General features: G+C 39.6%; 25 protein-coding genes. 14 read left to right on the forward strand and 11 right to left on the reverse strand.

Features of this window, described 5'->3' with window-relative positions; translation table 11 throughout:
- Positions 1-93: 93 nt before the first annotated feature.
- Positions 94-1,065 (reverse strand): tryptophan--tRNA ligase, encoded by a 972-nt coding sequence (gene trpS, locus Q1R07_RS06645; protein WP_300487588.1) that lies wholly within the window; start codon positions 1,063-1,065, stop codon positions 94-96.
- 121 nt (positions 1,066-1,186) lie between these two features.
- On the opposite strand from trpS, the gene Q1R07_RS06650 reads away from it, so the two are divergent.
- Positions 1,187-1,945 (forward strand): lysophospholipid acyltransferase family protein, encoded by a 759-nt coding sequence (locus Q1R07_RS06650; protein WP_300487590.1) that lies wholly within the window; start codon positions 1,187-1,189, stop codon positions 1,943-1,945.
- A gap of 54 nt (positions 1,946-1,999) precedes the next feature.
- Here the strand turns inward: Q1R07_RS06650 and Q1R07_RS06655 are convergent, their stop codons facing one another.
- The 4 genes from Q1R07_RS06655 to recA all read right to left on the reverse strand — a co-directional run bounded on the left by Q1R07_RS06655 (position 2,000) and on the right by recA (position 5,536).
- Positions 2,000-3,460 (reverse strand): outer membrane beta-barrel protein, encoded by a 1,461-nt coding sequence (locus tag Q1R07_RS06655; RefSeq protein WP_300487593.1) that lies wholly within the window; start codon positions 3,458-3,460, stop codon positions 2,000-2,002.
- Complete coding sequence (locus tag Q1R07_RS06660) at positions 3,457-4,008, reverse strand: sigma-70 family RNA polymerase sigma factor (protein ID WP_300487596.1); 552 nt, start codon at positions 4,006-4,008, stop codon at positions 3,457-3,459. The genes Q1R07_RS06655 and Q1R07_RS06660 overlap by 4 nt, the downstream gene beginning before the upstream one ends.
- Positions 4,009-4,020: 12 nt before the next feature.
- Positions 4,021-4,431: a hypothetical protein gene (locus tag Q1R07_RS06665; protein WP_300487599.1), complete on the reverse strand. Its 411-nt coding sequence runs from the start codon at positions 4,429-4,431 to the stop codon at positions 4,021-4,023.
- Positions 4,432-4,531: 100 nt separating this feature from the next.
- Positions 4,532-5,536, reverse strand: coding sequence for a recombinase RecA (recA, locus tag Q1R07_RS06670; RefSeq protein WP_300487602.1), 1,005 nt, complete (start codon positions 5,534-5,536; stop codon positions 4,532-4,534).
- Positions 5,537-5,794: 258 nt separating this feature from the next.
- On the opposite strand from recA, the gene Q1R07_RS06675 reads away from it, so the two are divergent.
- The 8 genes from Q1R07_RS06675 (at position 5,795) to Q1R07_RS06710 (ending at position 14,220) form a co-directional block, all read left to right on the forward strand.
- Positions 5,795-7,159, forward strand: coding sequence for a rhodanese-related sulfurtransferase (locus Q1R07_RS06675; protein WP_300487605.1), 1,365 nt, complete (start codon positions 5,795-5,797; stop codon positions 7,157-7,159).
- A 6-nt stretch (positions 7,160-7,165) separates the two neighbouring features.
- A complete protein-coding gene (locus tag Q1R07_RS06680; protein ID WP_300487608.1) occupies positions 7,166-8,407 on the forward strand; it encodes a peptidase U32 family protein in 1,242 nt (413 codons plus the stop codon).
- Complete coding sequence (locus Q1R07_RS06685) at positions 8,407-8,637, forward strand: ferredoxin (protein ID WP_136403557.1); 231 nt, start codon at positions 8,407-8,409, stop codon at positions 8,635-8,637. Before Q1R07_RS06680 ends, Q1R07_RS06685 begins: the two co-directional genes overlap by 1 nt.
- A 187-nt stretch (positions 8,638-8,824) precedes the next feature.
- Positions 8,825-10,009, forward strand: coding sequence for a regulatory iron-sulfur-containing complex subunit RicT (gene ricT, locus Q1R07_RS06690; RefSeq protein ID WP_300487613.1), 1,185 nt, complete (start codon positions 8,825-8,827; stop codon positions 10,007-10,009).
- On the forward strand, positions 9,993-10,481 hold the full coding sequence (locus Q1R07_RS06695; RefSeq protein WP_300487616.1) for a gliding motility lipoprotein GldH: 489 nt from the start codon (positions 9,993-9,995) through the stop codon (positions 10,479-10,481). The genes ricT and Q1R07_RS06695 overlap by 17 nt, the downstream gene beginning before the upstream one ends.
- A 9-nt stretch (positions 10,482-10,490) precedes the next feature.
- Complete coding sequence (locus Q1R07_RS06700) at positions 10,491-12,791, forward strand: PBP1A family penicillin-binding protein (protein WP_300487619.1); 2,301 nt, start codon at positions 10,491-10,493, stop codon at positions 12,789-12,791.
- Between the two features lie 65 nt (positions 12,792-12,856).
- Entirely contained in the window at positions 12,857-13,558 is a 702-nt protein-coding gene (locus tag Q1R07_RS06705; protein WP_300487622.1) for a CoA transferase subunit A, read from the forward strand.
- Between the two features lie 2 nt (positions 13,559-13,560).
- Positions 13,561-14,220, forward strand: coding sequence for a CoA transferase subunit B (locus Q1R07_RS06710; protein WP_300487625.1), 660 nt, complete (start codon positions 13,561-13,563; stop codon positions 14,218-14,220).
- Between the two features lie 121 nt (positions 14,221-14,341).
- Here the strand turns inward: Q1R07_RS06710 and Q1R07_RS06715 are convergent, their stop codons facing one another.
- The 6 genes from Q1R07_RS06715 to hemB form a co-directional block, all read right to left on the reverse strand.
- The gene (locus Q1R07_RS06715) at positions 14,342-16,030 is read right to left on the reverse strand and encodes an ABC transporter ATP-binding protein (protein ID WP_300487628.1); all 1,689 of its coding nucleotides are present in this window, start codon (positions 16,028-16,030) and stop codon (positions 14,342-14,344) included.
- 14 nt (positions 16,031-16,044) lie between these two features.
- Positions 16,045-16,758, reverse strand: a complete 714-nt coding sequence (locus Q1R07_RS06720) for a 3'-5' exonuclease (protein WP_300487631.1) — start codon at positions 16,756-16,758, stop codon at positions 16,045-16,047.
- Between the two features lie 18 nt (positions 16,759-16,776).
- Positions 16,777-17,934 (reverse strand): serine hydrolase, encoded by a 1,158-nt coding sequence (locus Q1R07_RS06725; protein ID WP_300487634.1) that lies wholly within the window; start codon positions 17,932-17,934, stop codon positions 16,777-16,779.
- 70 nt (positions 17,935-18,004) lie between these two features.
- The gene (locus tag Q1R07_RS06730; RefSeq protein ID WP_300487636.1) at positions 18,005-18,475 is read right to left on the reverse strand and encodes a methylated-DNA--[protein]-cysteine S-methyltransferase; all 471 of its coding nucleotides are present in this window, start codon (positions 18,473-18,475) and stop codon (positions 18,005-18,007) included.
- 85 nt (positions 18,476-18,560) lie between these two features.
- Complete coding sequence (locus Q1R07_RS06735; RefSeq protein ID WP_300487638.1) at positions 18,561-18,950, reverse strand: c-type cytochrome; 390 nt, start codon at positions 18,948-18,950, stop codon at positions 18,561-18,563.
- A 4-nt stretch (positions 18,951-18,954) separates the two neighbouring features.
- Positions 18,955-19,929, reverse strand: a complete 975-nt coding sequence (hemB, locus tag Q1R07_RS06740; protein WP_300487640.1) for a porphobilinogen synthase — start codon at positions 19,927-19,929, stop codon at positions 18,955-18,957.
- Positions 19,930-20,474: 545 nt separating this feature from the next.
- On the opposite strand from hemB, the gene Q1R07_RS06745 reads away from it, so the two are divergent.
- From Q1R07_RS06745 to Q1R07_RS06765, 5 genes are all read left to right on the forward strand, one after another.
- Positions 20,475-22,274 carry a helix-turn-helix domain-containing protein gene (locus tag Q1R07_RS06745; protein ID WP_300487642.1) on the forward strand — a complete coding sequence of 600 codons (1,800 nt, stop codon included), beginning with the start codon at positions 20,475-20,477 and terminating at the stop codon, positions 22,272-22,274.
- A gap of 625 nt (positions 22,275-22,899) precedes the next feature.
- The gene (locus Q1R07_RS06750) at positions 22,900-23,061 is read left to right on the forward strand and encodes a hypothetical protein (RefSeq protein WP_300487645.1); all 162 of its coding nucleotides are present in this window, start codon (positions 22,900-22,902) and stop codon (positions 23,059-23,061) included.
- An 85-nt stretch (positions 23,062-23,146) separates the two neighbouring features.
- A complete protein-coding gene (locus Q1R07_RS06755) occupies positions 23,147-23,347 on the forward strand; it encodes a hypothetical protein (protein ID WP_300487648.1) in 201 nt (66 codons plus the stop codon).
- A gap of 64 nt (positions 23,348-23,411) precedes the next feature.
- On the forward strand, positions 23,412-23,597 hold the full coding sequence (locus Q1R07_RS06760) for a class I lanthipeptide (RefSeq protein WP_300487651.1): 186 nt from the start codon (positions 23,412-23,414) through the stop codon (positions 23,595-23,597).
- Between the two features lie 104 nt (positions 23,598-23,701).
- Positions 23,702-23,860, forward strand: coding sequence for a class I lanthipeptide (locus Q1R07_RS06765; protein WP_300487654.1), 159 nt, complete (start codon positions 23,702-23,704; stop codon positions 23,858-23,860).
- The last annotated feature ends 31 nt before the right edge of the window (positions 23,861-23,891 follow it).

A 23,891-nucleotide genomic window follows, 5' to 3' on the forward strand; every position in this document is an offset into this window, starting at 1 on the left:
CGGATGGAACTAAAAGGGGTAATCCGTCCGCTACCGGGAAAATTATTCGAAATACTGTAAAACAAAACAGAGAGGAATGCTCCTCTCTGTTTTTTATAAATATCCTAATTTTTCACGAACGCGTTTCAGAACGCCAGTGGCAATTGCGCCGGCTTTTTCGGCTCCTTTTTGCAACAGTGCGTCTACTTCGTCCAGATGGTTCATATAGTAATGATACTGTTCCCGTTCTTTTCTGAATTTTTCCACGATCAGTTCAAACAGCGCCTGTTTGGCATGACCGTATCCATAATTACCACCAAGATAGTTGGCGCGCATTGTCTCGATCGCTTCCGGAGTTGCCAGTAATTTATAGATCGCAAAAGTATTACACGTATCCGGGTTTTTAGGAGCTTCCAGCGGCGTACTATCCGTTTCGATACTCATAACCTGTTTGCGCAATGCTTTATCATCCAGGAAAATATTGATAAAATTATTTCGGGATTTACTCATTTTATGACCGTCCGTTCCGGGAATGATCATAATATGCTCTTCGATTTTAGCTTCCGGTAAAACAAAAGTCTCTCCCATCTGGTGATTAAATCGTGAAGCAACATCCCGCGTGATTTCAAGGTGTTGTAACTGATCTTTTCCAACCGGAACAAATTCGGCATCGTATAATAAAATATCGGCGGCCATTAACATCGGATACGAAAACAATCCGGCGTTAACATCGCTCAGGTGATCGGCTTTGTCTTTAAACGAATGGGCTAAAGTCAGACGCTGAAAGGGGAAAAAACAGCTCAGATACCAGGCTAGTTCTGCTGTTTGTGGTACATCCGACTGGCGGTAAAACGTAATTTTATTGATATCCAAACCGCATGCAAGCCAGGTTGCAGCAACACTATAGGTGTTTTCACGTAATGTTTTCCCGTCTTTTATCTGTGTAGCCGAATGTAAGTCGGCAATAAAAAGAAAAGATTCGTTCTCGGGCTTGTTGGCCATTTCAATAGCCGGTAAAATAGCGCCGAGTAAATTTCCTAAGTGTGGTGTTCCTGTACTTTGAACACCGGTTAAGATTTTTGCCATTGTTAAATTATTTTTCGCAAAGGTAACGGTTTTAGTAAAAAGTTTTGGAGAATTCTTACTTTTGATTACTGTAAACAAAGGGCAAAAAGGTCCTGATAATCAAAAACAATTAAAAAGACGAATGAAAATAGTAAAAATCCTTTTTTGGACTCTTTGGCGGATCTGGTTCTATGTGTTGGTAACGGTACCGATTATTCTATTATTCCCTTTTTTATTCCTTTCGATACTGTCGGAAAAAACATATCCGCAGTTTTTTATTCTGGCCCGGATCTGGGCTAAAATTATATTCTATGGAATGGGATTCCGGTATACGTTGGAAAAGGAAGCGGAACTGGAAAAAGGAAAGAGTTATATGCTGGTTGCCAATCATACGTCAATGATTGATATCATGCTGATGTTGATGTTGGTTAAAGATAACCCGTTTGTTTTTGTAGGAAAAAAAGAGCTGGTTAAAATTCCGATTTTCGGATTTTTCTATAAACGTACCTGTATTTTGGTAGATCGGAGCAGTTCCAAAAGTCGTTTTGAAGTCTTTAAAAGAGCACAAAAACGTCTGGAACAAGGATTGAGTATTTGTATTTTTCCGGAAGGCGGCGTACCGGATAACGAAGATGTACTGTTGGATGAATTTAAAGACGGTGCTTTCCGACTGGCGATCGAACATCAGATTCCAATTGTACCGATGACATTTGGCGACGTAAAAGAACGCTTTTCCTTTACTTTTTTTAGCGGAAGTCCGGGACGTATGCGAATCAAAATACACCAACCGGTCGTAACGGCAGGAAAAACAATGGACGATAGAAAAGAGGTAAAAGAAAAAGTAAGAGAAACGATACTGAGCGAATTACTCGAAATGTATAAAAACAAAAAAGCACTCTAACCCAAAAGAGTGCTTTTTCAACTTAACTAAAATTCAAGCTAACTAACTAAAAGCTTAAAATCTATAACTGACACCGGTGTACAAACCAAACAGATACGGTTTGAAATTTCCGGCATCATTACTGAACATGTTCAGTTGATATTTAAAGGTAGGTTCAAAATTGGCTTCGAATGCTTTTGCGAAGCGGTATTTAACACCTACACCGATATTGCTACTTACGTGTACATTATTTAGATTGTTGGCTTCTCCTATAGTTGTATTCAACTCCGGCGATACCAGATCAATCTTGTTCTGATTCAGGAATAAAGTACTGAAACCTCCAATTAAAGCGACTCCAAATTTCTTGTCGATTAATTTATAAGATAACTCCATTGGAACTTCGATATAACCCATTCGCTGTGTTAAGGAACCGGAATTCATTTTTTCGATCACTTCTCCGTTAGGTCCTGTGGCTAAATTGTTATAATCTTTATTCTGAATCTGAATATTGTTTTTGGTTTGGTTTACATTTTGTAAAGAACGCGCATTCGAACTTTCGTAATACACAATATTATCGGTGTTGTATTCGAAAGCAAGTCGGTTGATACCGGCTCTCAGCGTAAGCTTGTCGTTTAACTCATAGCGTACGCCTAATCCGTAACTCATCGTATTTTCATAGTCTTTCGTATTAGACGCAAACTGATTGTCAATTGGCGATCCTTTCGAAGTAGAACTAAAGAATACAGGCGTGGTTAAAGCGGTAACCGACCAACGGGAAACTTTGGTTTCTTTGTCTTTTATTTTTTTCTTTTCGGCAACCAGGAATTTTTCTTTCTGAACTTTTTCCAGTGCATTTTCCTGTTCTTCGATCTTAGCGATTTCGGAACTGTCTTTTTTAGGCATTACGATATAATTGGCAATCGTATTGTTTTTCTTAAAATTAAAGGGTTTAAAACGCCCGTTATTTTTAGAATTGCCTTCGTTTGTATTGCGTTCGGCAAATAACTTATCGGTTGATTCTGTATTGGTTTTTTTACGGCCATTAACAGCTGCGATAGATGTATTGCGGTGTTTTTTATAATTTTTATAAGCGTTTTGTTGCTGTTGTTTTCTGGCGGTTGTTTCAGATCCCGGATTAAAGTCGGAAGCGTTACGGTTGCCTTTTACAGTATTTTCATTTGTTACAATAGCATTTGCCGGTTCGGTCACGATGCCGTTTTTATCGTTGATGTTACCATTGCTGTTCTTATTAGTAACACCTGTATTGTCTTGTCCGTTACCCGAATTTACCATAGGAGCATTGGTAACAGTACCCGTTCCCGGATTGGAAATAAAATAGGTAGCGGTTAAAAAACCCAATAAAAAAACAGCGGCTATTCCCGAAAGTTTTAGCCAGAATGGGGCGATAAACCTGCGTTTTTTCTTTTCGCCATCCAATTCGGATAAAATGTTATCCCATGCGTTTTTTGGAGGAATCGCTTCAAAATCTTTGAATTTTTCCTGAAAAAGACGATCTATATTTTTTCTTTCACTCATTGTACCGAGATGACTACTTTTCTGTTGTGTTGTTGTGTTTCAATTTTTTCTTTTAAAATCATCCGGGCCCTTGCCAGATTTGATTTTGAGGTTCCTATCGTAATGTTTAGCATTTCTGCAATCTCCTTATGGGAATAATCGTCCATTACATAAAGGTTAAATACCAATCGGTAGCGATCCGGTAATTCCTGAATGATGGAAATCAGATAATCCAAAGAGACATCTTCATCGTCAAAATCGACCGTCGGATTCTGATCAATAATATTGTCATTCACTAATTCATAAACACCCTGATTGCGGTATTTCTGTAGAATGTTATTAATCATCAATCGTTTTGCCCAACCTTCAAAAGAACCTTTAAACTGATACTGATCAATCTTTTTGAACAGTAAAATAAAACCATCCTGTAAATTGTCTTCTGCTTCGGCATAATTACGGGAATACTTCATACAGACGGCATAAAGCTTTTGGGACAGGAGCTTGTAAAGCTGTTCCTGGGCTTTGCGGTCATTATTTCTACACTCGTATATTAGTTGCTCGAAACTCAAACGAATTACATTTTATTCTTGTACATCAATCTCCCGGACTAAGAACTGATCTATGCCCTGGGCATTTTTTCCTTGCCAAAATCGTAGCACGTGAATCCCTGAAGTTTTAATGAACAATGGATAGTCCACTTCAAAAGAATTCTCGTTTACGGTTTCACAGTTACTCAGGTTTTGTCTTAGGGCATCAACTGCCATTGTAATTGTGTTGCCGTTTTTCTCGTAATAAATGCCATTAAATGAATAGCAGTTAGTAGGTCGTTTATATTTTAGATAAATTACCGTTTGTTGGCCTGCTTTAAAAGTGCTTGGTAATTCAACATCCTGAACGGGTAACAACTCAAAAGAAATGTCTTTCAATTCAGAATCCGAAGTGCATGCACTAAGAAAAATAATACAAAAAAGCAGGACCAATATCTTTTTCATTTGTATTTTACTTTTGTTGCTTTATAGGTAGATAAACGAAAATAAAAAAGGTTGCGTCATAAAATAAAAAAAACCCGAAAAAAAATTCGGGTTTTTTTATTTAAGCTTCCTGTTGTTTGATTAGATCTTTGATTTTAAGTTCTAATTCATCCATTAATTCCGGATTATCTTTAATAAGGGATTTTACAGCATCACGTCCCTGACCTAATTTGGTATCGCCATAGCTAAACCAGGATCCGCTTTTTTTGATGATTTCGAAATCAACGGCCAAATCTAAAATTTCACCCACTTTCGAAACACCTTCACCATACATAATGTCGAATTCGGCAGTACGGAATGGTGGTGCTACTTTATTTTTAACGACTTTCACTTTTGTACGGTTACCGATAACGTGTTCACCATCTTTAATCTGTGATGATTTACGGATGTCCAAACGAACCGATGCGTAGAATTTAAGGGCGTTACCACCGGTAGTGGTTTCCGGATTTCCGAACATAACTCCGATTTTCTCACGCAACTGGTTAATAAAGAAAACAGTACAGTTTGTTTTGCTGATCGTAGCGGTTAGTTTTCGCAATGCCTGTGACATTAAACGTGCGTGTAATCCCATTTTGGAATCACCCATTTCGCCTTCGATCTCACTTTTTGGTGTTAAAGCCGCCACCGAGTCAATAACTACAATGTCGATCGCTCCGGAACGAATCAGGTTTTCGGCAATTTCCAAAGCCTGTTCCCCGTTATCCGGTTGTGAAATGATCAGGTTGTCGATATCGATACCCAGTTTTTGCGCATAAAAACGGTCGAAAGCGTGTTCCGCATCGATAAAAGCAGCGATACCTCCGGCTTTTTGCGCTTCGGCAATAGCGTGAAGGGTTAAGGTTGTTTTACCCGAAGATTCCGGTCCGTAAATTTCAATTATTCTACCACGCGGATATCCGTTTACACCCAAAGCCAAGTCAACTCCAAGAGAACCGGAAGGAATAGCCTCCACTTCTTCTACAGCACTGTCTCCAAGTTTCATTACGGTACCTTTTCCGTAGGTTTTATCTAGTTTGTCCAGCGTTAATTGTAACGCTTTTAACTTCGCTTCTTTATCTGCACTCATCTTTCTTTGTCTTAAAAATTGGCTTTTATTTTTTGTAAAAATAGTGCTTTTTTTTAAGTTTCAAACAGGATGTTATCAACATCGGAAAATCTGTTCCGGAATAGGGCGGAAAAAGTACAAAACAGTTTTAATCCTGCTGAAAACGAATGGAATGGAAAATAAAAAGAGCGTTTTGTTTCCCAAATGATTTTTGTATCTTTGCCGCGGATTCTTCCAATTAGAGTCCCAAACATAGTATCTCACTTAAACGTTTATAGCATGCAACTGTATAACACTTTAAGCGCAGAAGAAAGAGCTCAGCTTATCGACGAAGCGGGCCAACAAAGACTTACTTTGTCTTTCTATGCGTATGCACACATCGAAGATCCGAAAAAATTCAGAGACGATTTATTTTTAGCCTGGAACCCGTTAGGTGTTTTAGGACGTATTTATGTAGCAACAGAAGGGATTAATGCCCAGTTGTCGGTTCCTGCCGATCATTTTTACGAACTTAAAGATACCATCGAAGCCTACGATTTTATGAAAGGCATTCGTTTGAATGTAGCAGTAGAGCATGATGACCACTCGTTTTTGAAGTTGACGATCAAAGTGCGTCATAAAATCGTTGCCGACGGTTTGGACGACAGTACTTTCGATGTGACGAATAAAGGTATACATTTAAAAGCAGCTGATTTTAATGCGATGCTGGAAGATCCGAACACCATTGTAGTGGATTTTAGAAATCACTACGAAAGTGAAATCGGACATTTTGTTGGCGCCATTACGCCCGACGTAGATACGTTTAGAGAATCCTTACCAATTATAGAAGAACAACTTTCCAATCATAAAGAAGATAAAAATCTTTTGATGTACTGTACCGGTGGTATCCGTTGTGAAAAGGCGAGTGCCTTTTTCAGACACAAAGGGTTTAAAAACGTATACCAGCTGGAAGGTGGAATTATTGAATATACACGCCAGGTAAAAGCGGAAGGACTGGAAAGTAAATTTATCGGTAAAAATTTCGTATTTGACCATCGTTTAGGCGAACGTATTACGGATGATATTATTTCTCAGTGTCATCAGTGCGGAAAACCATGCGACAATCATACCAATTGTGCGAACGAAGGTTGTCACCTGTTATTTATTCAGTGTGACGACTGTAAAGCGGCTATGGAAAACTGTTGTTCATCCGAATGTCAGGAGATTACACATATGACGTTGGTAGAACAGGTGCAGTTACGTCGTGGTATCAAAAATGGGAATATGATTTTCAAAAAAGGAAAATCGGATGCCTTGAAATTTAAAAAATCGGAAACCTCTGCCGAACAACCCTTGGCTGTTGCCGTTGCGGAAAAACCAAAATCAATCCGTCAGCGTATCGCGGTAAAAAAAGTGTTAATCGGAAAAGGCGAACACTACTACCCGAAAGCACAGGTGGGACAATTTACAATCGAAAACGGAGAATTGAACCTTGGAGATGCCATCCTTATTGTTGGTCCGACTACCGGAGAACAAAGAGTAACCGTAGAAAAAATGCAGGTTAACGGAGCTGCTTCCGAAAAAGCAGTTAAAGGAGATAAAGTGACTTTTGCCTTACCGTTCCGTATTCGTTTGTCGGATAAATTGTTTAAAATCACCGAATAAATAGCGATGACAATCTCTGGAAAAATTGAACTCATGGCTCCCGCAGGGAACTTTGAGTCGCTTCAGGCTGCGTTGGATAATGGTGCCGATTCGGTGTATTTTGGAGTCGAACAATTAAATATGCGTGCCCGGTCTACGGTGAATTTTACCATCGATGATCTGCCGGAAATCGCCCGACGTTGCGAAGCCAAAAATGTTAGAACCTATCTGACGCTTAACACGATTATATACGATCACGATTTGTCGGTTGTGAAAACATTACTGACCAAAGCGAAAGAGGCAAATATAACAGCCGTGATTGCCTCCGATCAGGCGGTAATTGCCTCGGCCCGAACTCTGGGAATCGAAGTACATATTTCAACACAATTGAATGTGACCAATATCGAAACGGTAAAATTCTACAGCCTTTTTGCCGATACCATGGTATTATCCCGTGAATTGAGTTTACGTCAGGTTAAAAAAATCACCGAGCAAATCGAAAAAGAACAAATCAAAGGACCATCCGGAAATTTGGTAGAAATTGAAATATTCGGTCACGGAGCGTTATGTATGGCGGTATCGGGTAAATGTTATCTGAGCCTGCATTCGCATAACTCCTCGGCCAATCGCGGTGCGTGCAAACAAAACTGCCGAAAAAAATACACGGTTATCGATCAGGAATCCGGATTTGAGATCGAAATCGATAACGAATATATGATGTCGCCCAAAGATTTATGTACGATTGATTTCCTGGATCAGGTAATTGACTCCGGAATTCAGGTACTAAAAATTGAAGGACGCGGTCGTGCGCCGGAATATGTGGCAACCGTGATCAAGACATATCGGGAAGCGATTGATGCGTATTACGACAAAACCTATTCCAAAGAAAAAGTTGCCGAATGGATGGAAGCGTTGAATACGGTTTACAACCGCGGTTTCTGGTCGGGTTACTATTTGGGTCAGAAACTGGGAGAGTGGAGTGATAATCCGGGATCGAATGCGACACAGAAAAAAGTATATGTTGGAAAAGGCATGCATTTTTATCAAAAATCAGGTATCGGCGAATTTAAAATCGAAGCCTACGATATTAAAAAAGGAGATACGGTATTAATTACCGGACCAAGTACCGGAGCGCAGGAAATGATCATTGAAGAAATGTTCGTCAATGATACGGCAACCGATAAAGCTACTCGTGGCGACAGCTGTACGATTAAACTACCGTTCCGTATCCGTTTGTCCGATAAACTGTATAAAATTGTAGAAGCCTGATGGTAATCGTAACCTTACAGCGGAACAAATGCATCGGTTGTAATTATTGTGTCGAAATGGCGCCGGGTCAGTTTCAGATGTCGAAAAAAGACGGAAAAACGGTGTTGTTAAAAGCCGTTGATACCAAAGGATTCCACACCTTAAAATCACCGGATCATACGATAGCCGAAAACTGCGAACTGGCCGCCAAAGCCTGTCCGGTAAACATCATCACGGTAAAAGAAATCTAAAGACCGAATTACTTTATAAAAAGCCTGTTACGTTATAAAAAATGTAACAGGCTTTTAATTTTTTCATAATTTGGAGGTCGCCACCGGGAACGGTATATGAATGATGCTAAAAAATAGTATCTTTACACACAAAAACATTTTACGAACAAGTAGTGACACGGTCACGATCTATATATATTCAAAGCATATGGCATGTACAAACTGTTCCACTGGGAGCGCCAAAGACGGAACTCCTAGGGGATGTAAAAATAATGGAACCTGTGGTACCGACAGTTGTAATAAACTAACGGTTTTCGACTGGTTATCCAACATGAGCCTGCCCGGAGGCCAGGAACCATTCAACTGTGTTGAGGTTCGTTTTAAAAACGGGCGAAAAGAATTTTTTAGAAATGCGGAAAAACTAACCTTAAGTATTGGTGATATTGTTGCAACTGATGCTTCGCCGGGACATGATGTGGGAATTGTAACGCTTACGGGAGAACTGGTTAAGATCCAGATGAAGAAAAAAAATGTAGATCCCGAAGGAGAAGTAGCTAAAATTTACCGTAAGGCAACACAAAAAGATATCGATATCTGGATTGAAGCCCGCGATAAGGAAGAGCCAATGAAAGTACGCGCTCGTGAGATTGCCATCAAATTAAATCTGGAAATGAAAATTTCCGATATCGAATTCCAGGGAGACGCTTCCAAAGCGACCTTTTATTATACCGCAAACGACAGAGTCGATTTCCGACAACTGATTAAAGATTTCGCAAAAGAATTTAACACCCGTATCGAAATGAAACAGGTGGGATTCCGTCAGGAAGCAGCGCGTTTAGGCGGTGTAGGTTCGTGCGGACGCGAATTGTGTTGTTCGACCTGGTTAACCGATTTTAGAAGCGTAAATACTGCGGCGGCACGTTACCAGCAATTGTCATTAAATCCACAAAAACTGGCCGGACAATGCGGGAAACTGAAATGCTGTTTAAACTACGAATTGGATACGTATCTGGATGCTTTAAAAGATTTTCCGGAAATGGAAACCAAATTATATACCGAAAAAGGTGATGCGGTTTGTCAGAAACTGGACATCTTTAAAGGTTTAATGTGGTTTGCGTATACAAATGATTTTGCACACTGGCATGTATTACAAATCGAACAGGTAAAGGAAATCATCGCGATCAACAAACAGAAAAAGAAAGTTGCTGCAATCGAAGATTTTGCTATTGAAATCACCGAAGAAGCGGCAGAGAATAACTTCCAAAACGTAGTTGGACAAGACAGTTTAACACGTTTTGATCAACCTAAGAAAAAGAAAAGACCTAATAAAAAACGTAAACCAAACAATTCTTCAAACAATTCTTCAAAAGAAAAAAATGCTCCGAAAAAATAATTTTTTAGTTGTAGGATTACTATCGGTATTATTCTTGTCGTGCGACAAGAGTAGAGTTTTTGATGAATATCAGGAAATAGACGGATCCTGGCATAAAGGCCAGAAAGTAACGTTCGCTTTCGATCAGAACGATACGATAACCAACTATAATATGTTTGTAAACATAAGAAATAACAATAGTTATCCGTTTAATAATTTATTCCTGATTGTATCGATGTTACAGCCGGATGGTGTGACCAAAGTGGATACATTGGAATATCAGATGGCCAAAGAAGACGGAACGCTTCTGGGTGATGGTTTTTCCGATATTAAGGAAAGCAAGTTATGGTATAAAGAAAACTCCCGTTTTCCAAAAGTGGGTAAATATACCGTAAACATTCAGCAGGCGGTTCGCGAAACCGGTAAAGTATCCGGTTTGGATCAATTACAAGGTATTTCGGAAGTTGGATTTAGAATTGAAAAAGCAGAATAACTCAATAAAATGGCACAAAACAATAAAAATCAGAAAGAAGATTTTTCACCTTACGTAAAGAAATTCTGGAAATTTTTTCTTTACGCATTTGGAGGAATCATACTATTCTTCCTTTTTGCTTCATGGGGATTATTCGGAGCGATGCCGTCGTTCGACGAGCTGGAAAACCCGAATTCCAATGTGGCGACCGAAATCATTTCATCAGATGGTGAAACGATCGGTAAATTTTATTTGGAAAACAGAACCCCTATTAAATATGCCGATTTACCGGATCATTTGGTAAAAGCATTGATCGCTACCGAAGACGAACGTTTTTACGAACATTCCGGTATCGATTCCAGAGGAACACTTCGTGCTGTTTTAAGTTTTGGAGGAAGCGGTGGAGCGAGTACGCTTACACAACAGCTGGCCAAATTATTATTCCACGGGGAAGGCTCGAAATTCCTGCCGTTCCGTATTGTTCAGAAAGCGAAAGAGTGGATCATTGCCACCAAACTGGAGCGTCAGTATACCAAACAGGAAATTATCGCGATGTACCTGAACAAAGCCGATTTCGTAAATACCGCAGTAGGAATCCGTTCGGCTGCCAAAGTATATTTCGGAAAAGAACCGAAAGACTTAACGGTAGACGAAGCTGCGATGTTTGTGGGAATGCTTAAAAATCCATCCTTATTTAACCCGATCCGTCGATTGGAAAAAGTAAGAGACCGTCGTAATGTCGTATTGCGTCAGATGGAGAAAAACGATTTCCTAACCAAAGAGAAAAAAGAATATTATCAGAGCCAGCCGATCGTATTAAAATTCACACCGGAAAGTCATATCGAAGGAAAAGCAACGTATTTCAGAGAATACCTGCGTGAATTTATGAAGAAATGGGTAAAAGAAAACCCTAAAAAAGACGGTGGTGGCGAATACGATATTTATCGCGACGGATTAAAAATTTATACCACGATCGATTCCCGTATGCAGGAATATGCTGAAGAAGCGGTAGACGAGCATTTGGCGAATCTTCAGGAAGAATTTTTTATTCAGCAGAAGAAAAACGAAAACGCACCGTTTATCAATATTACATCAGAGGAAACCCGAAAAATCATCGAGCGATCGATGAAAAATTCCGAGCGTTGGCGTATTATGTCTGAAAAAGGAATTGCAGAAGATCAGATCAAAAAATCATTCGATGTCAAAACAAAAATGTCTGTATTTACCTGGAAAGGCGAAAAAGACACTATTATGACTCCGAAAGATTCTATTATCTATTACAAACACTTTTTACAAACCGGAGTAATGGCCATGGAACCACAAACCGGATATGTAAAAGTTTGGGTAGGAGGAATCAACTACAAACACTTCCAGTACGATCACGTAGGACAGGGAGCGCGTCAGGTGGGATCGACATTTAAACCGTTTGTTTACGCCACAGCGATCGAACAATTAAAAATGTCGCCATGTGATTCGATTTACGATTCACCGTTTACGATGCCAAAAGGGCGTTATGGAATTGATGCCGACTGGACGCCTAAAAACTCCAGTGGAAACTATAGAGGACTGGTAACGTTAAAATCGGCACTGGCCAACTCAATCAATACCGTTTCGGCGAAATTGATGGACAAAGTAGGACCACATGCGGTAGTAGACCTGACTAAAAAATTAGGAGTAAGTTCGAACATTCCGGAGCGTCCGGCAATTGCATTAGGAGCGGTTGAAATCACGGTAAGTGACATGGTAGCGGCCTATAGTACATTTGCCAACCAGGGTGTTTATATGAAACCACAGGTAATTACTAAAATTGAAGATAAAAACGGAGTGGTTTTATACGAATCCATTCCGGAATCAAAAGACGTATTGAGTAAAGACGTATCCTATGCGATTATCAAATTATTGGAAGGGGTAACCGAATCCGGTTCGGGAGCGCGTTTGCGTTATGGATCGGGCGGACCAACCTATAAAAGGGTAACCGGATTACCGTATGCGTTCTTAAACCCGATTGCCGGTAAAACGGGAACCAGTCAGAACAACAGTGACGGATGGTTTATCGGAATGGTACCGAACCTCGCAATGGGTGTCTGGGTTGGAAACGAAGACCGATCGGCGCACTTCAAGAGTACGCAAATGGGTCAGGGAGCAACGATGGCACTTCCAATCTGGGGATTATTCATGAAAAAATGTTATGCCGACGACAAATTGAATGTTTCGCAGAAACCATTCGAACGACCGGCCAACCTTTCGATAAAAGTAGATTGTTGGGCACCGAAAAAAGTGGTCGACAGTACGGCAGTCGAAGAGCCGACAACAGAAGAATTTGATTTCTAAATACAAAACGCCTTTTTAAAAAGGCGTTTTTTTTATATTTTTAACCAAAATTAAACAACCACGATATGATTAATAAAAAAGTAAGTAGTGTGCAGGAAGCGCTACACGATATAAAAGACGGGCAGACCATTATGTTGGGCGGTTTCGGACTTTGCGGAATTCCGGAAAACAGTATTGCCGAGTTGGTAAAAATGGATGTTACGGATCTGACTTGTATTTCCAACAATGCCGGAGTTGACGATTTCGGATTGGGATTATTATTGCAAAAACGTCAGATTAAAAAAATGATTTCTTCGTATGTAGGTGAAAATGCAGAATTCGAACGTCAGATGTTAAGTGGTGAATTGGAAGTGGAATTAACGCCACAGGGAACCCTGGCTGAAAAATGTCGTGCGGCACAAGCGGGAATCCCGGCCTTTTTTACACCGGCAGGTTATGGTACCGAAGTAGCCGAAGGGAAAGAAGTACGTGAGTTTAATGGAAAAATGCACGTGATGGAAGAGGCTTATAAAGCCGATTTTGCGATCGTTAAAGCCTGGAAAGGAGACGAAGCCGGAAACCTTATCTTTAAAGGAACGGCACGAAACTTTAACTCCTGTATGGCGGGTGCTGCAAAAATCACAATTGCTGAGGTTGAAGAATTGGTACCGGCCGGAACATTGGATCCGAACCAGATTCATATTCCGGGGATATTCGTAAAACGAATTTTCCAGGGAGAAAAATATGAAAAGAGAATCGAACAACGCACAGTAAGACAAAGACAGTAATCATGGCATTAGATAAAATTGGAATTGCAAAGAGAATTGCACAGGAGTTAAAAGACGGTTATTTTGTTAACCTTGGAATTGGAATCCCGACATTGGTAGCCAACTATATCCCACAGGGAATTAGTGTGGAATTCCAAAGTGAAAACGGAGTTTTGGGTATGGGACCCTTTCCGTTTGAAGGAGATGAAGATGCCGATGTGATCAACGCTGGAAAACAAACCATCACTACATTGCCGGGAGCTTCTTTTTTTGATTCGGCTACAAGTTTCGGAATGATCCGTGGACAACACGTAGATTTAACGATTCTGGGTGCGATGGAAGTATCGGAAAACGGTAATATCGCCAACTGGAAAATTCCGGGGAAAATGGTAAAAGGTATGGGTGGTGCTATGGATTTGGTAGCGTCGGCCGAAAATATTATCGTTGCCATGATGCACGTAAACAAAGCCGGAGAATCTAAAATCTTAAAAGAATGTACGCTACCGCTAACGGGCGTAAAATGCGTGAAAAAAGTAGTAACCGAGTTGGCTGTTATGGAAATCACACCAAACGGATTTAAGCTATTGGAAAGAGCACCGGGCGTAACGGTTGAGGAAATTATCAAGGCTACGGAAGCAAATCTTATTATTGACGGGGATATTCCGGAAATGAAAATCGATTAATACGAAGCCGTATTTTATAAAAAAGCCTGTTCGATTTATTGAACAGGCTTTTTATTTTGATACTGATAAAAACACCTGACAGGTTTCAAAAACCTGTCAGGTGTAAAATTATTTTATAACGTTAATTACCTTTTGGAATAGCGGCAATCAGTTTTTTGGTATATTCTTTTTGCGGATGGGCATAAAGCGCGTCAGCATCGCCGATTTCTTCGATTTTTCCTTTATTCATTACCAACACCTGATCCGACATATATTTAACGACGGCCAGATCGTGGGAAATAAAAATATAGGTAAAGCCGAAATTTTCTTTTAATTCATTGAGCAGATTTAAAACCTGCGCCTGAACGGAAATGTCGAGTGCCGAAACCGATTCGTCACAAACAATAATTTTAGGTTGTAAAGCGATCGTACGCGCAATTCCGATCCGTTGCCGTTGACCACCGGAAAATTCATGCGGATAACGGTTAAAATAATCTTCTCCTAAACCAACTCTTTCCAGTAATTCGATTGTTTTTTGTTTGCGTTCGGCATCGTTTTTATATAAGTCGTGTACTTTCATAGGTTCCATTATCGCCTTTCCAACCGGAATCCGGGGATTTAACGAAGAATACGGATCCTGAAAAATAATCTGAATTTCTTTTCGAAGCGTACGGATTTCGGTAGCCGAAAGTTTTGTAATATCTTTTCCTTTATATAAAATATGACCGGCTGTGGCTTTGTCCAACTGCAAAATAGCATTTCCCAACGTGGATTTTCCGCAACCGCTTTCGCCTACAAGACCTAAGGTTTCGCCTTCATAAATTTTAAAACTAACATCGTCGACGGCTTTAAAGGTTGTTTTTTTACCAAATAAACCGGCTGTCGAGAAATATTCTTTTTCTACGTTCTGCACTTCCAAAATCGGTGTTTGGGCATACATTTTTTTATGATTTTCGGCTCGGTCTTCAGCAGTAATAACAGTTGTGTCGATCGTATCGTTTAAAAAATCCTGAATCGTAGGCAATCGTTTGGCGCGGTATTCCAAAGAAGGACGCGACGCAATCAACGCTTTGGTATAATTGTGCTGTGGGTTTTTAAAAATCTGCTGTGCTTCGCCCTGTTCTACAATTTCGCCTTTATACATTACCAATACGCGATTGGCAATATCGGAAACCAGCGACAAATCGTGTGAGATAAAAATAATACTCATTCGGGTTTGTTGCTGCAGTTCTTTTAAAAGCTGGATGATTTCTTTTTGTACCGTCACATCCAGTGCCGTAGTAGGCTCGTCGGCAATTAAAATTTTCGGTTTGCAGGCAATCGCCATGGCGATCATCACACGCTGTTTTTGTCCGCCCGAAATCTGGTGCGGGTATTTCGTATAGATAACCTCAGGATTGGGTAATTTCACCTTTTCAAATAGTGAAAGGACTTCCTGTCGGATTTCTTTTTGAGATAAATGGGTATGTTGTGCCAGGATTTCGGCCACTTGCGGACCACATTTCAGCGATGGATTCAACGAACTCATCGGCTCCTGGAAAATCATGGCAATATCGTTTCCTTTTAATTTTTGCCATTCTTTTTCGGATAAAGCAGCGATATTTTTACCGTCCAGTATAATTTCACCTTCGCTAACCTTTGAAATCGCCTTGGGTAAAAGTCCCATAATGGCCAGTGAGGTTACCGATTTTCCGGATCCGGATTCGCCAACAATGCCCAGAATTTCATTTTCATACAGGTCAAACCGGCTGTTTTTGACAATAGGTGTCCAGTTTCCTTCTTTGCGGAACGAAACCGTTACATTTTGTAGTTGTAAAAGAGGCGCTTTCATTAGTGCAAATGTAGTTAAACAAAGACGATTTCGTCTTCCACCAGTAAATCTTCCCGGCGAAAACGCAACAGGATCTGCGCTACGGCAATGACGTCTTTTTCGCAATAGCGAATAATCCGGTCGATATCTTTTTCGACATGATACACATGGCCTACCTGACTACCGTCGATGTCATCTTTTGGTGACGGAATACCCAGAATGTTCGTGAGTAGTTTTAAAGATGTAAAATGTTTAAAATCGCCAAATTTCCATAATTCCATCGTGTCCAGATGTGGTACTTCCCACGGTTTTTTTCCGAAAAGATTCAGTTTGGGAGGAATCGATATCCCATTGATAACCATTCGGCGGGCGATAAACGGAAAATCGAATTCCTTGGCATTATGACCGCAGAGTATATGTTGCGGCTGGTTAAAATGATTTGCCAGCAAATTGCTAAAATCTTTTAAGATTTTGATTTCCTCGCCAAAAAAGGACGTTACCCTAAAATGGCGGATGTCGTTGCGAAAGGTAAAATAACCCACCGATATACAGATTATTTTTCCGAACTCGGCCCAGATTCCGGCACGTTCGTAAAATTCTTCCGGAGTAAAATCGTCCTTACGCTGGTATTGTGTTTTCAGACTGTACAGTTCCTGTTTGGTTTCATCCAAGGCGTTAAAGTTTTCTTCTTCAGGAACGGTTTCAATATCCAGAAAAAGAATGTTTTCCAATCTGATTTTTTCTAACATGGCTTATAGTGTATTCTGTTATTTTCTTTTTTCAAGCATTTTATAGGCTTCGCCCACATAGACATAAAAATCGTTGCTATGCGGATCGGTTTCGGTTTGCAGGCCTTTTAGATGCCCCAGACGGACAATAATAACATTGTCTTCCGGAACAACGATAACGAATTGTCCCAAATGGCCTCTCATATAGTACATTTTTTTACCAAGATAATTATGCAACCACCATCCATAGCCATATTCCGGTGATTCCGGAAAACGCGGTGTAATCGATTTGGCTACAAAAGTACTATCCAGCAATTGTTTGCCGTTCCACTTTCCGTTTTGTTGGTACAATTTTCCGAAACGGGCAAAATCTCGGGCATTGCTGGCAATACAACAATAGGCTTTTTCAATTCCGTCGGGTGCATGATCCAATTGCCATAAGGCTTCATTTTCGGCCCCCATGGGTTGCCAGAAATTTTTAGACATATAATCCGATAGGTATTCTCCGGTGGCTTTTTCGATAACCATTGCGAGTAACTCGGTCGCACCACTCAGGTATTTAAAGCTTTTTCCGGGCGCTTCGTTTACTTCCAGTCCTAAGATGACCTTTTTCAGATCGTTGTCAAAATAAGCGCGGGTTACAATGGAAAACGGACTGTAATAATGTTCGTCCCAGCTTAAGCCGGAAGCCATAGACGACAAATCGCCTACCGTTACGTCTTTGGCATATTTTCCTTTTAATTCCGGGAAGAAGTCGGATACTTTCTGATCAAGACTTTTAATTTTTCCGTCCATGATGGCTTTCCCCAAACAGGCCGAAACGATACTCTTAGCCATCGAAAAAGAATTGGATTTGGAATCTTTTCCGTAACCGTCGAAATAACTTTCGTGCCAGATACTGTCATTTTTGATGATCAGATAGGCAACGGTTTGAAGTTCCTTATGGGTTTTGTTGAGTGTTTCCGTAGCGGGAACGCTGTTATAATCTTTGGCGATTGCCCACGGTTGTGCGGTTCCTTTTTTGATTTCGCGGTTTGGAAATTCCTTATAATCGTCCAGAAAAGCAGTGGTATACCCTTTAAAATAAATAGTCCTGACCGCGCGAAGTAAATAATCGACATCGAAAATATACATCAGGATAATGATACCGGTAAGGAGGATTAAAAACCACAGCAGGAATTTTTTCAGAAACTTCATAAGCACGGAATTTGTAACGTATCTTACGAATTTAAGGAAATTATCGGATTTTTTTCGGTTTCGGAAGGATTTAAAAAAGGCTTTCCTGTTTTACGGGATTTTCGTGTTCCAATAGCCATTGTTTCCGCCATAATCCGCCGGCATAACCGGTTAGCGAACCATCGGAACCAATTACCCTGTGACAGGGAACGACAATCCAAATCGGATTTTTACCATTGGCAGCGGCCACCGCCCGAATGGCTTTTACATCGCCCAGTTTTTTAGATAATTCGAGATAGGACATGGTTTTTCCGTAGGGGATTTCCAAAAGTGCCTGCCATACTTTTTGCTGGAAATCGGTTCCCTTTGGATTGAGTGTAAAGGTGAACGCTTTTCGTTGTCCGTCGAAATATTCGTTTAGCTGGGAAACGACTTCCTGAAAATGCTCCGGAATACTTTCGGAAATCAATCCGTCCTGATGCACGGATATAACGGAAATACCGTTTGCATCGCCTTCTATTTTTGCGATTCCAAGGGGTGTATTTATAAAAATAGTGTCCATAGCGTAAAGGTACCGGTTTCGTTTTTGGCTTGCAAATCAAAAGTTTGCACAAAAAAACCGGTTTTACAACCGGCATTTTCTAATATTATTTCGCGTGACTTAAAATATAGGCTTCCAAAGCCACCAATTCTTCTTCGGGAAGGTTTTTGGTAATGGCAAAATTGGTTTTCATCACCGAATATTGCGACGGATCGACAATGGGATCTCCTTTTTCTTTTAGGAAATCGACGATACTGGCACCTTTTTCTTTATAGATTTTGGCGATTTCGGCAATACTGGGGCCAATCACTTTCTGATCGGGTTTATGACAGGAATAACACATTCCTTTACCATCGAAAACCTCTTGTCCTAATTCCAGTGTTAACTGGGCTTGTGTTTTTTTAACTTCGGGATAAAGGCTTTCTTTTTTTTCTTCTTTTTTGTTGCAAGAAGCTAAAAGTGCCATGCAACCCAGGATAAGTATACTTTTTTTCATGGGATTACTGCATTAATTTTGCGGCTTCTTTGGCAAAATAGGTCGAAATAATATTGGCTCCGGCTCTTTTGATGCAATGTAACTGCTCCATCATGATTTTATCGTGATCCAACCACCCTTTTTCGGCAGCGGCTTTGACCATGGCATATTCTCCGGATACCTGGTATACGGCAACCGGTACGTTTACGGTGTCTTTTATTTCCCGAACAATGTCAAGATAGGCAATTCCGGGTTTTACCATTACGATATCGGCACCTTCTTCCACATCGTGTAAAGCTTCTTTAATGGCCTCGATACGGTTGGCATAGTCCATCTGGTAGGTTTTTTTATCCCCAAATCCAGGTGCGCTATCCAAGGCATCGCGGAAAGGTCCGTAGAAAGAAGAGGCATATTTGGCGCTGTAACTCATAATTCCCACATCGTGGAAACCGCTTTCTTCCAGTGCTTTACGAATTGCCAGTACGCGACCGTCCATCATATCGCTTGGCGCAACAAAATCGGCACCGGCTTCGGCATGGCTCACGCTCATACGGGTAAGCGCATCCACAGTGGCATCGTTTAGGATTTGTCCGTTTTCGACAATTCCGTCATGTCCGTAGATGGAATAGGGATCCAGTGCTACATCGGGCATTACAATCATTCCCGGAACGGCATCTTTAATAGCGCGGATCGTTTGTTGCATCAGTCCGTCTTTATTCCAGGCTTCCTTACCGGTATTGTCTTTTAAGTTATCGCTCACTTTTACATAGATATTGACCGCTTTAATACCCAGATCCCATAATTCTTTTACTTCTTTAACGGTTAGATCCAGCGAACGACGGTAGATACCCGGCATTGAAGGAATTTCGATACTAACGTCTTTTCCTTCTGCCACAAACATCGGGAACATAAAATCAGTAGGGCTTAATGAGGTTTCGCGAACTAACGAACGGATAGCGTCATTGGTTCTGAGGCGTCTATTTCGGTGTAATGGAAACATAATAACGTGTTTTTAGTGTGTCGCAAATTTAGGTATTTAAAACGGCATTTGCGATTTCGGTCATTGCATTAGAATAAGTTTAACACAGGCGCAAAAAAAAGAGCCTCAATCGAGGCTCTTAGTGTTTTAATTCGGTCTTGTGGGGTGAGTGGTCGGACACAGTAAGGAGTAAATTCCGCTTCGGTCCGGATCGGTAATATCGTTTCCGTTTCCGCCTCTTATTTTAGAACAGTCGTTTTTTGATAGTTCAACAATTGATGTTTTTTTGAACGCAAGTAAATTGTTTTTTGTAGTTTTCATGATGTGTGGGTTTTTATTGGTTGATTCAAAACTAGACCTAAATACCTGATAATCAAAGTGAAGTGTGCCTAAATTTATAAAAAAAATACCGTTTTTTAATTTTGTAAACATTTGTGAATCAGTTTGTTATAAATAAATTTTTCTTAATAAAAAAATGTTATTTTTGTTATACAAAAACCTGTTAAAATATGTTGCTTTCCCTACTAAAAAGAGTTTTTCTTTGTGCATTTCTATTGAGTTTTCAATTGATTTCAGCAACAGATACAAAGAATCAGTTAAAAGATTCTATTCAAAAACATATTTACAGCAATCCGGCGCTGGCCAAAAAATACATTCATCGCTACCTGTCGATTAGCGAAAAGCAAAAAGAAGACAACGATGTGATCATCGCCTATAATTATTTAGGATATGTATGTATGACGTTATCGGAAACCGATAGCGCTTTTTATTTTTGTGACAAAGCGATTATCAAGGCCTACGGGGCGAATAATCAGAATCTGGTTTTACGCGCCAAAATCAACAAGGCAAGTTTACTCTACCAGACGTATAATTTTGAGCAGGCTTTATTGTTGTATAACGAAGCACTTCAACTGGCTAATAAATTAAAAGATTCCTATAGTGTTCGGAGCATCAGTATTAGTATTGCGAATATCAAATACGAAATCGGAAAACACAGTGAAGCCCTGGCGGTTTTTAAAAAATATCTGAATAACAGTGATGTTTCCAATTCGGAGCGTGCGTCTCTCGAACTGAAGATAGCCAAGACTTATCTGAAAATGAACCAACCGGATTCGTCGCTGATCTATATAAAAAAGGGGTTGAGTTATTGTAAAGAGGCGAATGATAAAGAACTGGAAGTGTATTTTCTGAATGTAAAAGGATTAAGTTTTTTAAAGAAAAAAGACTATAAGGATACCGAAGCGATATTGAATGAGGCCTTACAAAAAGCGATTAAAATCAAAAACAAACGGATTGAAGCTACGGTAATGCTGAGTCAGGCGGGTTTAATGAGCGAACAGCAGCAGTATAATAAATCGAATCAGGTATTAAAGGCAGGATTAACCAAGCAGGATAAATCGGAATTTGCTCCGGAGGAACTTACGGATTATTACAAATTGCTGGCCGAGAACTACAAAGCGGTGGATAGCATTGGGCAATCCAACTTTTATTATCAGAAGTTTATCGATGAAAATTCCAAAAAATCAACAAAAAAAATCGGAACACTGGAAGATTTGCATAAAATCGACATCGAAAAGATCGATCAGGAAAAGACGGATGAGGTAAAACAAAAAAACATCCTGATCGTTGCGGTTTTATTGTTAATTGGATTTTTAGGCTTTTTCTACTTCCGAAGTAAGAGAAACGCAAGGGTTAATCAGGAGAAATTTGAGATCCTGATTGGGAAGATCAACGATTTTGAAGCTAAAAAACTATTAGAAGAGCAGGAAAAGACAACAAAGAGTACGGCAAAAGAAGATATCCTTGAAAGTCAGCTGATCCCGAACATCACCATTAGCAAAGAAGAAGACATAATAGAAGCGGATGAGCCTATAGAAACAGAAGAACTTCAGGAAGAACCGCTTCAAACGCATGAAACTTTTGATACAGAAACCGAAACGGTCATTCATCAGGATGTAGTTCCTACCGATGCTACCTTTATCATTAAGGATGAACGGGTTAATGATATTCTGGAGAAGCTGGAAAAACTCCAGGAAAAGAAATATTTCCTCCGACAGGACTGTACGCTGCATAATGTGGCTAAAAAATTAAAAACCAATACGGCCTATCTGTCCAAAATTGTGAATAATGAGCTTGGAAAAAGCTTTAGTACCTATATTAATGAGCTACGAATTAACTATGTGATATTGGAATTAAAAAACAATTCGAAGCTGCGGGCTTACTCGGTAAATTCGATTGCGGATGAGATTGGATATAAAAGTTCCGACTCTTTTACCAAATATTTTAAGGCCGCAACGGGTATTACACCGTCGATTTACATCAAAAAAATAGAAGAAATGAAACATAAAGAAGAAAGTGTATTATAAAATAATATTATTTATAATAAGCTGACAATTAGTGTTTTAAACCTTTAAATGATGCCTGTTTTTTTATAAAAATAGGCATTGTTCGTTTGTGGGAGAAAAAAAAACGACTTTACTTTGTCCTGTTGATGAATGAGAAATGAAATGATTTAATCAAAACATTTTAAAAACATTAACGGATGGGTTTTTAGGTAGCGAAAGTATTTTTAATATGAGTAGCTACTCAAAAAACACAAAAAGCATAAAAAAATAAAACAGAGCGTGGAAGGCCCTGTTTTATAGAATGAATTACAAAACGAAATCCAACAAATTATAGGTTGGAGTATCTTTACAAAGATAACTTTTTATTTATTAAAGCCAAGCTTTGATACAAAAAGTTCCCACCTTTTTAGAGACTCACTCACTCCCTTCTTTCGTTGGTAAATTTTAAGCCCTTATTGGGTAAAATGGTCAGGATCCGACTTGTATCGGTTCCGTATAAACCGAATTTATTCAGGCCTTATGGTGCTGTTCGAATGGTTGCAACAAAACCTACGTATGCCCATTACAAACTGAAAATTAATGGCGTTCCAGGAATGAAAATGATTTCATTTCAATGGATGTAAAAGCAGAAAATTTAAAATGAACCATGAAAACGAAAAAAATGATCAACCCGTCGCGATTTAAAAAGCACACCATCGTCGAATTGAACGACGAAGCGGTACAAGAATCCCGATTTTATGCTTCGGTGAAGCGATTTTTTAGGGCTGTAATCCGATTTTTTACAGCAAAGCCTCAAAAAAAGCAATAGCCGGCTGATCAGATTCCTCGTGGTTATGATTGTATTCAAAAAATATTTTGAACAGGATATCTATTAACTAAATAAAACGAGAATTATGAAAAATCAAAGAACTGACTTGCTGTTCTTCTACAAAAGTTCCCTGGTTGAACTCAATGGAGGAGAATTAAAGAAAATCAACGGTGGCGGTGGTACAGACGTACTGCTAACAAACAATCCATTGAGCTGCACGTTTTGTGTGAACTCAAGTAAAGGACACTATACCACCGAATTCAACCCGATGGTAGGACCACTATAGTGGATTTTGGATGCCAAAAAAGCAAATTTTAACCAATTTTAATAACTCTTACACATTTTAAATCATGAAAAAAGAAAACAAAAGCGTACTTACTTTTAAGAAAAGTTCAGTAGCAGAATTAGATCCATCAGCAATGCGTAACGTAGTAGGTGGCGGAACAACAATCGTTGAAGAGCAAACAACCATCATTTGTGGTGACTGTATTCCGGTTCCGGGACCTATCAGAACAATAATTAAAGCACAGTTCTAATTAGCACTTTTAAAGAGGAAAAACCGCGCTAACCGGTTGTAATACTGCCCTGACAGCGGTTTTTCCTTCAAAAAAACATTAAAAAACACTAAAAACATAATCTTATGAAAACGACAAAACACAACAATCGTCTTGACTTTGCAAAAAATGCAATCGTAGAATTGAACGACAACCAGTTACAAAGCGTAAACGGCGGATCGATGGATGCCATCATCAATTATATTGGTGATAAGATTAAAGATATGATGAAACCTCAAGTATAAAAAACAATCTTATGAAAACGACAAAACACAA

It is taken from the genome of Flavobacterium sp. (assembly GCF_030146175.1).
Taxonomy (GTDB): Bacteria; Bacteroidota; Bacteroidia; order Flavobacteriales; family Flavobacteriaceae; genus Flavobacterium.